The organism is Nostoc sp., assembly GCF_036917675.1.
In the GTDB taxonomy this organism is placed as follows: domain Bacteria; phylum Cyanobacteriota; class Cyanobacteriia; order Cyanobacteriales; family Nostocaceae; genus Nostoc.
The window spans coordinates 70,548-82,897 of sequence record NZ_JBALCT010000044.1 but is presented as its reverse complement, the minus strand read 5'-3'; the positions used below and the strand labels follow the sequence as shown (position 1 = coordinate 82,897).

Here is a 12,350-nt window from a genome sequence, read left to right as displayed (position 1 = left end):
AACTCGATTAACCATCACTTTAAACTTGATAGACTAGTAGGGGGTTGAAACTGAAATTTGCATCTCTACGCGAAGTGTCAAAATAATTCGTAATTCGTAGTTGCAATCAGTGCTTGCTCTGAACTCTCCACTGTCTTGTTGACCACCAAATCGGAGATTTTAATGCTTACGCTGTACCCTCTTAATTACGAATTACGAATTACGAATTAGTAATTATTTGGTCAAATGTGGGTACTTCGCACTAACATTAGATTATCTAGGGTAAGCAGATTACTTGTCCTAAAATTAACTTAACAAAGGCGGTAGAAAATGGGTCGCTTAAATCCTTATACACTGCAATTGCAGATTACCCGAATGTTTGAGCAAGGGCAATCATTTTTTGCCACAACGAAGGTACAGGATTGGTTAAAAGAACACAAACACAATCCAGAAGATTATGACATTATTTTCCATAAAAAACCCGCACCTCCTGGTTCAAAAGAAGTGATGGTAGTAGAAATTGAATTACGCCGCAAAGATGGACAACCTGTAGATCCTTGGTTGCAGGAACAAGCAAATCTCCATGCCTGATTTTAGCAACTAGCAATTTTAAATTTAAATTATCTTAACAGAATTTACCAAAATATAGCGTTCCCCAATTGGGAACGCTATTTGTTATGGAACGAACGTGGATTAAATAAAATGCAAAACTTCATCTTGTCTCCAGCTTCCCTCTCCTTTATAAGGAGAGGGATTGAGAGTGAGGTAAACTAGGGACATAAATTGTATGTTATTTAATTCTTATTCCTATCTTTGTATTGGATCATAAATACCTTTTAAAATCATCAAATAGCAGTAAAGATACCAAAAAGCAATTGTGGAATAATTTTATTACTCTTATCTTCAGCCATTGAATAACTAAAGAAATATATCTGAAGTGAGGCTATAAATATTAATAATGCGTAAGGTCTGGCATCTTGGCTGTAGAACACGCTGAAAGAACTAACTGCTAGAATCATGGAAGACCATAAGGCATGTGTTTTTCCATAAACACGTAGGCTAGTAAAGAATATGGTAATTACTGAGCCGACTCCCAGCAAAGCTGAGAGCGATCTAATCGCAAATTTACTATCTCCGAAAGCCGAACGCCAATAGAACAAGACTAAATAATAAAGCGGTTGGGATTTGTCACCAGCTTCTCGATTTACAATTTGGAAGAGATTTTCTTGAAAGGTTGTACCATCAGATAAAGCTAGACTCCAGCCTTGATCAAACCAAAGACTTTGATTTTGCAACAAACAGAAACGCAGAAAGATGCTAATTATGATAATAAGAAAAACAACAAAATAGTATTTTGACTGTTTCATCTACATCTCCAAAGCACTGGGGTAGAAGATATGCAACTTTCTAAGCATCAAAATGTCACCCTACAGTTGAGTGAGAGATTATAATTATTGTCTCTATGTTGACGTGAAACGAATTTTATCTATGGAAAACTTGATCACACAAACGAATATTTTATTGTGTAGATGATCGAGTCACTACAGTAAACTTTTAAAATCTCTAGCAGATGAGTAGGTAGATTAGCATGAGTGAAACTACAGAAACGATTTTCAGCAAAATCATTCGTCGGGAAATTCCGGCTGATATTGTTTATGAGGATAATTTGGTCTTGGCATTCAAAGACATCCACCCCCAAGCGCCCGTTCATATCCTCATCATTCCCAAAAAAACCATTCCCACACTAGCTGATGCTGAATCTGAGGATCATGCTGTGTTGGGGCATCTTTTGTTAACTGCCAAACGTCTTGCTGAAGAAGCTGGACTGAAAAACGGTTATCGAGTTGTCATCAATACTGGTGATGACGGCGGTCAAACTGTCCATCACTTACATGTACATATTTTGGGAGGACGGCAGTTAAACTGGCCCCCTGGTTGATAAAACCCGATGAATTGTCTCTGCGCCCTGCTTTCGGGAGGGCGCTTTTTATTTTGGGAAGTATTCGATAAAAAAATTAACTTGATGCCCCAAATTCAAATCCACGCCTTTGTAGATATCTCCTGGGTTATGACCTAAGTACAGCATTTCCGAAATTGGTAGCTTTTTTAAACGCACAGGGAAGCGCAGAGGGGCGCTGAGTTTTGTCAAAACCAATATTGATAAGTAAGTCACTTAAACGCGTTTCAATACCATAAATTGCTGTTAGCAAATCATTTAAAGCAATGACAATCTCTTTAAGATTTATTGCCTCTACACCATTGATACAAATGTCCAATCCATTATCTCCTCATAATTCCTCTAACAATTATAAGTAGTAAATATTACGTCCATACTGCAATCATAACCACAACTTGAGGCGTGGGAAGTTTGGTTGATATTTGGGTTCAAGAACCAATCAAAAATTACATAAAAATGTCATCATAGTTATGGTGAAAACATTCTGGAGACAAAACCACGGTTTACGCACGCCCTTTAGCACGGTTAATTGAGCAATTGCAACGCCTACCGGGAGTTGGGCCCAAATCTGCCCAACGACTGGCTCTGCATATTTTGAAGCGTCCAGAAGCAGAAGTAGAAGCTTTGGCACAAGCTTTAATTGAGGCAAAAAAACAGATAGGCTTGTGTTCTATTTGCTTTCACTTATCTGCTGAACCTGTTTGTGAAATTTGCCGCAATGCCAACCGTGACAACAACACTATTTGTGTTGTAGCAGATCCCCGCGATGTGATTGCGCTAGAAAAAACCCGTGAGTATAAAGGCAAGTATCACGTTTTGGGTGGAGTGATTTCTCCAATTGATGGAATTGGGCCAGAACAGTTGACTATACTGGCTTTGCAACGGCGGGTGAGTCAGCAAAAACCTCAAGAAGTAATTCTCGCAATTAGTCCGAGTGTAGAAGGGGAGACAACAACACTGTATATCGGTCAGCTACTGAAACCATTTACCAAGGTGACGCGGATTGCCTTTGGTTTGCCTGTAGGTGGTGATTTGGAGTACGCCGACGAAGTGACCCTGGCAAGGGCATTGGAAGGACGCCGAGAGTTAGATTAGGCTTAATTAAATGTATAAACTTTAGATTCAAGCTTTCTGATATAGGAATAGTATTTGATTTTTGAAATACACCCTACAAGACTACTTAGATTTTTTCAAAAACAAATTACAATTCCTATAGTGTATTATTCACAACCAATGGGTGTGTTTTTGCCATTATCAATTAGGAATTATTTTGACTAATACCAATTCTCCATGAAGATGCACGTAATTTTTATTAAACGAACCGCGTTCGCGCAGCGTCTCCTTAGAGAAGGAAGAGATAAGTTAAGAATACTTCGGTGTCAGTTTAAGGGACTTCTAAGGAATAAGAATTAAATAACATACAATTTATGTCCCTGGCTTACCTCACCCTCAATCCCTCTCCGATATATTGGAGAGGGATCATGAGACAGAATGAAGTTTTGCATTTTATTTAATCCACGTTCCTAACAAAACTGGCGCGACACAGAAAGGAGAGAAATAGAGAGGATTTTTGCGCCAATTTTGGGATATTTTTTTATTTGGAAGTCTCTAGAGAGAATTGGTAGAAGTTTCAAAGGATTAATTTGGCTTACCCGTAATCGTGAATGCTGCCCAGTAGTAAGGATGATTATAAAGATTTTTATCTGATGCCATTTTACTATTTCTATATAGTTGTGTCGCTAAATAAGTTTGAATTCGTAATTCCTCTGGATGCAGATTATTCAAGACATCTTCATACCATTTTGTCAGTTCTCCAGCAGTAAGCTCTTTCAGCCATCGTGTTACTTCCGCTAAGGCAGTAACTGCTGATTTATTGGGCTGTAACCGTCGGTAAAACTCGATCATTACCAAGGCACTAGCCGAAGATTCTACACTCCAAAGAGTACTCACTACATGAGGAACACCCTGACTCACAAAACCAGTTACTAAACTCACATATTCGCTGCTGATAGTGTGGTTGCTAGTACTTAAATTTTCACAGGCAGAGAGGGTAATAAGGTTGTAACTTGCTAGATTTTGTTGGTAGATTTCATCTAGAGTAAGTTTGTCTTCACCTGCTAATGCTAATTCTGACTTTTTAGGTTCAGACAAGTTATTAGTAACACGACCCGTAAAATGAAAGATGTTGTAATTATCAAATAAGGCGTTTTCGACAATACTTTTAGTAGCTTCTGACCCCTGAATTCGTTGAGTATTATTGAACATCTGGCTAATAACTTCAGACTCAAGTTTGGCAAATTTTAGTGTGGGATAAGCTGCACTCTCAGGATGTTCAACACTGAGTAATAACTGATTTTGCCACTGCCAAATTTCTTCAGTTTTTATTGATAAACCTATTTGGGCACTAGGCAGATAGGTGACGCTGAAATTTGATTCCACATTCGGCAACTCTTCCGGCGATGGTGAAGAGAGATGGAAAAGTGTATGAATGGGTAATCTGAACAAGTCACGGTGAGGAATTAAAACCAGTTGGGTGATGCCTTCGAGTTCCTGTGCAATTGTGGAAATATTTAGGATTTCATACAGTTGCAACAGCTTTTGTTCCATATCAACTCGCCAAGAATGCTGGCTTTTACTTTCTTTGTCTTGGGCTATGCTGCGATATTCTTGGTATTGTTGATGCCAATCTTCTAGCCAAGTTTCAAATTCAATTAGGCGTTGCACTGCTTCGGGTAAGGGCAATTCATTTAAACGGATAGCGTCTTCTCCTAAAGGTATTGCCCCAGAATCTTGCATGGGTGTAAAGAGGAGGATTGGTGATGGCGCTTGGTCTTTGAGAATGAAAGTATGTAAGGCAACTGGACTAATATGCCAGTAAATAATTGCTGTTGTGGGATTGAATAGTTGTTGAATTACGCCATAATGAGGTGAGTAAATATGATCATTCCAGCCAGAAAGCAGCCAGTTTAAACAAGCATTTTTGCCTTGTTCGGCAATTTGCCAAGCTTCAACTAAATCACCGGACTCTACGGCTAAATCAACTGCTAATTGCTCAAATCCGGTAAATTTCAGAGCTAGCTGTTTTTTACTTTCGTCTGAGCGAGTTTCTTCACTCAGTAATTGTTGCAATAAATCTGTACCGCGTTGCAGCAATTCTTGAACTTGTGTTGTTTGTTCCAAACCCATTAACACTTTGCTTAGAGATTGCAAAACCTCTAGATGCAACTGGGGAAAATGTTCTAGTGTAAGGGTTAACAACGCTTGATGATACTCAGATGCGGCTTTGCGCCAATAATCGCGGGTATTGGGATGTTTTTTGCCTTGGTCGTAGTAAGTATTACCGATCGCAACATGCAATCTACCCCAACCTTCTGGGTGGGTATCTGTACGAAGGTATTTCAACCCTTCCTCGTAGCTGGCTAATTTTCCTTCGTAGCCGCCCTGTTGTAAGGCGGGATTTGTCGCTATTATACTACTCGACAAATTCAGCAATGCGTCAGAGTTTACTAAATTACCGATCGCACTTCCCCGACCAATCCAAGCTTCCCAATAGTCTTGTTTAATTTGCAAAGCGCTGTCATAACAGGCGATCGCTTCGGCAAATTCTTCTAAATAAAACAGTGCTACCGCCTGATTATACCAAGCTAAGTGGAAGTCGGGTTTAATGGCGATCGTTTGCCGATAGGAGGCGATCGCTTCAATGCGGCGTCCTAAGTTATCTAATGCTATACCCCGGTTGTACCAAGCTAAGTAGAAGTCGGCTTGAACTGAAAGGGCTTTATCCCAGGAGGCGATCGCTTCTGACCACCTTTTTAAATTAAACAGCACTACACCCCGGTCTATCCAGACTTCATGATACTCTGGGTGAATTTCTAGGGCTTTGTCGTAAGATATAATCGCTTCGGCAAATTGTTCGCCGACAGCCAGGGCTATGCCTCGGTAATACCAGTTTTCCTGGTCTTCTGGTTCCAGATGCAGCGCTTGATCATAACTAGAAATAGCTTCCGGTAGCCAACCTAACTTTAGCAGCGCCAAACCCCGGCTAGACCAAGCTTCTTGGTAATCTGGTTTAATTTCTATGGCTTTGTCAAAAGAAGCGATCGCTTCTTCAAAATATCCTAATTCTCCCAGAGTTCGACCTCTGTTGTACCAAGCTTTGTAGAAGTCGGGTTTCAGTTCTGTGGCTGTTTGGTAAGATGCGATCGCTTCATCAAAACGTTCTAAATGAAACAGCGTCAAGCCTCGGTTAAACCAATATTCTGGGAATTCGGGTTGAAGTTCAATCGCTTGGTCATAAGAGGCGATCGCGCCTAACAAATCACCCGTTTTAGCTTGCTGAAGACCTTGGTAAAACCACACTTGAGCCTGGGTAACAGGATTATCGCTCTGTCGCTCAATAATACCAGGGGAATTACTGCTTTGAACTGCCAAATTAGCAGCAAGTTGCTGGACTAAATTGGTACTTTGATCTAACCTTACCCACAACTCATCTAAGGTATAAGCCACATTTGGATCTAAATCCGTCAAAGTGTTATCCCAGATTTCCTCTGAGGAAGACGTTGTTAATTCAGTTTTTTGTCTAGTGGAAAGGAAATTTGTTGGTGTTTTAGTTGGAGTAACTTCCTCTTCATCGCCGAACCTCAGTTGGGCTAATGAGGTGATTGAATCTTCTGCGGGGGGGAGAGGGAGATTTTCTCTGATTATGGTTTGGGTGTCTTTTCGTTCATATTCCAATACCGGTTCCTCTAAGTTCTCGCTAAATCCTTCCTCAGAAGAGACATTTTGGGGTGCTGACGTTATTAATTCAACATCTTGCACATCATATTCCCATAACTGTTCACCTAAGCTACGGATTAGCTCTTGCCCAGGGGAAGTTGGGAGAATTTCTTCATCGGTTGTAGTTTCTACGACATCTGGCTCATTATACTCCCATAACTGTTCGCCTAAATTGCGGATCAGTTCTTGCCCAGGAGTAGTTTCTATTACATCTGGCTGATTATATTCCCATAATTGTTCGCCTAAGTCGCCGATCAGTTCTTGCCCAGGAGTGATTTCTACCCCATCTTGCGCCTGATTGTCCTCATACTCTATTGGTGTGGGCGAGTTTTGTATGGGTGAGTTTTGCATCAGCCTGATGCCAATGTTGTATGCAACATCTCCAATTCTGCCAACACCAAGTTCTCCCAACTGCACCATCTGGGTTGCTAACAGAGGATTCGGTGTGGGTGAAGCTAGCAAGCTTTCGCCAAACATCACCAACCAATCTATCCAGCGTTCAGCCGGAATGCGATTTTCGATCCGTTGCAGATACCTCAATGCCCACTGTCGTCCTCGTGCTTGATGCACGCCTTCTAGCAATTGGATAAACAATTGTTCTAGATCCGCATTGGTTAGTTCTGGTAGTACCCCCACCAGATTGCGTCCTCTCCCACCCTTGAGAGAACGACGAGTCTGCTTACTTGCAATGAGGCGCTTTAAAAACCTTTTAAGCGACTGCGATATCCGCCTGAGCATCTGCCACACTCTTGGATTTTCTTTTTCTAGATTGTAGCCATCGTTGTGTTAAAAAAATCATGAATCACGTAAAAATCCATTAGATTCAGACGGCGCTTCCGTAGGAGATTAGCAAAAAATATACAAAACTTCAAGAGAATAGCATTACAACGTTACAATTACCAGATTAAACTCTGGAATTTTGACCGTGCCAATTTCAGATTTTCGCTCAATCCAAAATTTAACGAGTCGTTAATTTTCTGTTTGCTCTGTAGTCGATTGACCAGCCGGATATAATTGACTAATCAATGCCTGGACAAGCACTTGTGGATCGTCTGTCTCAACGGCAAGCTGTTGAGCAATCTGCTGGCGTAAGTTTTGATCCTCCTGCAACATCACAAACAACTCTTCTAGGGTGACAGTTTGGGATTCTCCCTCTGGGAGGTTCTCTGGTGCATCTGCCAACTCTAATATTGGAGCAGTTGGCTCAGAGGACAAAGTTGTGCTGACAGCATCTGGCCCTTCATATTCCCAAATTGGTTCGCCTTGATTGCGTGTCAACAACTGCATTCCGATACTATAGGCAACATCTCCAATTTCTGGGATGTTCAACTCACCCAGCTGCACTAACCGCGCGGCTATTTCATTATTGGGTGTAGGTGATGCTAGCAATCTGTCCCCAAAGCGCCCTAACCACTCAACCCAGCGTTCAGTTGAGATTCGATGTTCAATATTATGCAGCCACTTTTGTGCCCATACTTCCCCTCGTGCTTGATGTACTCCTTGCAACAGTTCGGTGAAGAGAAATTCCAGATCCGTATCGCTTAGGGGTGGTGCTGGTTCTTTTTGCACATTCTCCCTAGATTTGGAGGCAGTCTGTTTTCCACCAAACAAGCTCTGAAAAAGCTTTTCGAGCCATTGAAATAGCCGCTTGAGCATCTGCTGCACCATCGAATATTGCTTATCCTAAAATTGTAGCGATCGCACTGGACTATGGCGTTAGTTCAGTCAATAAAACCTATAGACAGGAAATCTCTTTTTTCCATCTAGGGCATGGGGCATGGGGCATTGGGAAAGACTTACTGGAACTTTCTCTGTGCTTCCCTGCTCCTTTGTCCTCTTCTGTGAGGTTTAATAGTTAATGGTGAAAGTGTTGAGATTTATTAAGAAAACATTATGAAATATTGGCGACTGTTAGCTAGCTTTGTCTTAGCTATGCGGACGGTGGCGAGGCTTTTTTCGATCATGCAAGAATGGCTGCTGGTAGCCGCGAGCGATTTCCAATCGCCAGGTATTTCTTCCAAAAGCGGATGCTCCCAACCAATGACGCTTAACCACATTGCTCAACATTGGCTCGACTGAGTATAGGCGATGTTTAATAATTTAGGCTAGGCGATAGTCATATTAACTCGCACGATCATATCGTTGAAATCTTTGTCACCACCACTTGGTAAATCCTCAAAGCCAAAAACGTTATTCCCTAACAAGCGAATGTGATCTACTTTATCAGCATTAGCTCCCAAGAATGGGAAGTAAACTGCTGGATTGTTATTGGGATTGCTATCAAGTAAAGCATCAGGTATACCATTAGCAATAATAAATGGTGCAAAAATAGAACCTGGCTGGAAAGTTCCTGTGTAAGTTGCAGTACCTTGGTTCTTAACTGTCAAGTCAATGCCTGCAACACGCCCACGAATTGCAGCTTCAGTATAACCAGGCTGTCCAGTGAGAATATCTGCTTTTCCATCTCCGTTGGTGTCAATGCCACCATTCTCATCAGCTACTTGATAGAAGCCGATGAAATTCTTGAAAGCTGCTTCTCTGTTGACCACAAAATCAGCTTTTACCTGACTTGTGACACCGCGCAAATCAATTACTTCTCCTTGGGAGTTTCCTTGCAGATTTGTACCCAGAGGTAATAAATCATTTGTCGACTGAATTTTTACCACCAGATTATTGAAGTCAGCAGCGTTATTACCAGAGCCATCTTTCCAAGCAAGGGAAAAGTCCTCATTCCCCAAATCTGTAATCTTTTGCGTTAAAGGATTAGAAAATAGTATGTCTGTAAGTGGAGTAACTCCAGTGCGTACAGCATCAGTTGTGCTATTTTTCACCAAATAAAATCTCAAGTTATCATCGGAGTTAAATTCCAACAGATGTGTCAAATTGTCGGTATTAAACCCATTGGGAAGATTGGCAATAGCAGAGAAAATTACCTTAGCTCGGTCTAAAGCTGCTTGGGCATAACCTGCTGCGCCTGGAGCAATACCATTAATGTTACCTTGAGCATCGTCAACGGTAAACACTCCTAGTTCATTTACAAGATTAGAGCTTTGTCCGGTGAGAGTAACTTGAAGTTTTGATTTGCTACTGCTATTAGAGATTTTAAAGATATCATCCGCAATTTTTGAAAGCTTGAAGGTAGGTTTATCGTTATTGGGTTCGACAGCTAATGCAAATGTGTCAGTGGCACTTACACCATTATTATCTTCAGCTTGTACCTTAATTGTCAGATTGACAATATCGGCGTTAGTTGGTGTACCGCTAAATGTGCGCGTAGTCGTATTGAATTTCAGCCAGCTAGGTATATTACTGCCATCTTGTAGAGTTGCTGAGTAACTAAGATTGTCTCCGGCATCCACATCACTGAAGGTATTAGCATCAAAAGTAAAGCTGAAAGCTGTATCTTGTTTCGCTATTTGATCAGCGATCGCATTTTCTAAGGTGGGTGTATCATTTACACCAGTGAGGTTAATATCTAGGGTTTTGTTATCGGTAGCAGTACCATCACTAACTGTAACGGGAAATCCTTCTGTAGCGTTGCTTGTCAGTGCTTCAATTGCACTATCAACGGGTGTAAAGGTATATGCTCCGGTGCTGCTGTTGAGACTGAGTGTACCGTAAGTGCCGGTTTTGGTTACAGTTGTGCCATTGACTGTACCACCAGTAATACTGTAGGTAAGGGTTTGTCCGCTATCTGGGTCAGTAGCTGCTAAAGTAGCAGTTTGAGCAGTAAAGGTGTCATCATTGGCTGTATCAGTGTAACTGATGGCAGTGGGAGTATTGAGAGTAGGTGTATCGTTAGTACCTGTGAGGTTAATGGCTAGAGTTTTGCTATCATTAGCAGTACCATCGCTAACTGTGACGGGAAATCCTTCTGTATCGTTGTTCGTCAGTGCTTCAATTGCACTATCAACGGGTGTAAAGGTATATGCTCCGGTGCTGCTGTTGAGACTGAGTGTACCGTAAGTGCCGGTTTTGGTGACAGTTGTGCCATTAATTGTACCACCAGTAATACCGTAAGTGAGAGTTTGTCCGTCTGGGTCACTAACTGCTAAAGTACCAGTTTGAGCAGTAAAGGTGTCATCATTGGCTGTATCGGTAAAACTGATGGTGTCCGGAGCGTTGAGTATATTGGTATAATAAATTTTAACATCATCAAGATTCCAAGAACTTACTGTAGAAACGTAACTGTCACCGATCTTAAAGCCGAAACGCACTTGGGTGGCACTACTCTTGTAAGCTGTGATATCAAAACTTTGTTTTGTCCAAGCATTATCTGCAATTGGAGGAGGCCCACTTGACGTCCATACAGTAACCCAACTACTACCGTTGAACACCTCAACAGTGTTCTGCATGTAAGGGGTGTAATCGCTATTCAACCAACGGTAGTAATCGAAGTTCAACTTGCCTGTACCGTTAGTGTTAATTACAGGGCTGGTAATGTAATAGTAGCCATGTAACGCTGCTGTCGATGCCTTCCCACCTATGACGACACCAGCAACACCATTATCGCTGGTGGCGGTGTTGTCAAAAGCTGGGTCAGGGTTAACTGGGTAAGTGTCAACAAAATCTTGTCCACTAGAAGCAGTCGCAGAGCCAATTTGCCATTCTGATCCTAAAGTCCACCCAGCATTGTTATTGGCAAATGTTTCGGAAAATACTTGTCCAAGGACGTGGTTGAAAGTTTCCACAATATCCGATTTGAAAGCTAATGTTGGGCTAATATCCCCCTTGCTAAACTCCAAAATCCAATTGCCGCCCAAATTAGCATTCCCAGTTAAAGTGACAGCAGCAGCAATATTTGCCCCTGTTAACTGGTGCAATTTATTAACAAATTCTTCCCCCGCATCTCCGGCTGCAACATTACAACCGTAGAGTATCAAAGTCAGTCCATATCTTGACCAACTTTGTAACTGAGATGTGTAAATATTCAAGGTATCAAGACTAAGTTGACTGTTACCCAAATACAGACAACCTGGTGAACCGTGAGAAACAATGTGAACTGTATTAACTTCTGGACGGTGTTGCAGAATTTGGGTAATTTGGGCTACAGCATCTTCCTCACCAGAAAGGACATGCACTTCAATACCAGGTAAAGCCCCCTGCAATAAAGTCTCAATGTCATTAACAGTCGCATCAATAAAAAGCAGTTGAGTCGCTTTGTAATTCATGTTGTAATTCATCTTAGGGAAATTTTTGGTTTACTGATTAAATGTTGCTGACTTTTTGGTATGGGACTTACGCACAAGAGATCCCCCAACCCACTTTTGAAGGGGGCTTTCAGGGTTCCCCCCTTTTGAAGGGGGGATCTAGGTTTCGGATTTTCAGTGCGTAAGTCCTGTGGTATTTAAAAGCAAACGTAAATAGCGTCCTGATTCTTTGTAGAACAAGAACAAAGACTATATAATTGCTACTGTTATGCAACAATGAAAATCTTTAACTAAAGAAACCTCAAAACGTTAGTTTATGTAGCCTCAGCCTCCAATTCACAAGTTATTAGGAGTAGTTTTAAAAGGCATTTTTTTTGTAAATATAACGATATTTGTTATTTTTAACTACAGTATAAACACTTAAAAAATGGCGAAGACCGAGGGGAGTTTGGCTTGCTCTTCCATCGCTTACGGTGTACACACAATTT

General features: G+C 41.3%; 8 protein-coding genes. 3 read left to right on the top strand and 5 right to left on the bottom strand.

What is annotated here, in order from left to right:
* Window positions 1-309: 309 nt before the first annotated feature.
* On the top strand, window positions 310-570 hold the full coding sequence (locus tag V7K31_RS14440) for a hypothetical protein (protein WP_334945020.1): 261 nt from the start codon (window positions 310-312) through the stop codon (window positions 568-570).
* 254 nt (window positions 571-824) lie between these two features.
* Here V7K31_RS14440 and V7K31_RS14435 read toward each other — a convergent pair whose 3' ends face one another.
* A complete protein-coding gene (locus V7K31_RS14435) occupies window positions 825-1,346 on the bottom strand; it encodes a glycosyltransferase family 39 protein (RefSeq protein WP_335095007.1) in 522 nt (173 codons plus the stop codon).
* 221 nt (window positions 1,347-1,567) lie between these two features.
* Here V7K31_RS14435 and V7K31_RS14430 point away from each other — a divergent pair, with 221 nt between their 5' ends.
* Window positions 1,568-1,918: a histidine triad nucleotide-binding protein gene (locus V7K31_RS14430; protein WP_335095006.1), complete on the top strand. Its 351-nt coding sequence runs from the start codon at window positions 1,568-1,570 to the stop codon at window positions 1,916-1,918.
* Window positions 1,919-2,045: 127 nt separating this feature from the next.
* Here the strand turns inward: V7K31_RS14430 and V7K31_RS14425 are convergent, their stop codons facing one another.
* Window positions 2,046-2,255 (bottom strand): hypothetical protein, encoded by a 210-nt coding sequence (locus tag V7K31_RS14425; protein WP_335095005.1) that lies wholly within the window; start codon window positions 2,253-2,255, stop codon window positions 2,046-2,048.
* Between the two features lie 218 nt (window positions 2,256-2,473).
* Here V7K31_RS14425 and recR point away from each other — a divergent pair, with 218 nt between their 5' ends.
* On the top strand, window positions 2,474-3,031 hold the full coding sequence (recR, locus tag V7K31_RS14420; RefSeq protein WP_335095004.1) for a recombination mediator RecR: 558 nt from the start codon (window positions 2,474-2,476) through the stop codon (window positions 3,029-3,031).
* 543 nt (window positions 3,032-3,574) lie between these two features.
* On the opposite strand, the gene V7K31_RS14415 is transcribed toward recR, so the two are convergent.
* The 3 genes from V7K31_RS14415 to V7K31_RS14405 form a co-directional block, all read right to left on the bottom strand.
* Window positions 3,575-7,450: a CHAT domain-containing protein gene (locus V7K31_RS14415; RefSeq protein WP_335095003.1), complete on the bottom strand. Its 3,876-nt coding sequence runs from the start codon at window positions 7,448-7,450 to the stop codon at window positions 3,575-3,577.
* 231 nt (window positions 7,451-7,681) lie between these two features.
* On the bottom strand, window positions 7,682-8,368 hold the full coding sequence (locus V7K31_RS14410) for a hypothetical protein (RefSeq protein WP_442941289.1): 687 nt from the start codon (window positions 8,366-8,368) through the stop codon (window positions 7,682-7,684).
* Between the two features lie 449 nt (window positions 8,369-8,817).
* A complete protein-coding gene (locus V7K31_RS14405; protein ID WP_335095001.1) occupies window positions 8,818-11,895 on the bottom strand; it encodes a DUF4347 domain-containing protein in 3,078 nt (1,025 codons plus the stop codon).
* Between the last annotated feature and the right edge of the window lie 455 nt (window positions 11,896-12,350).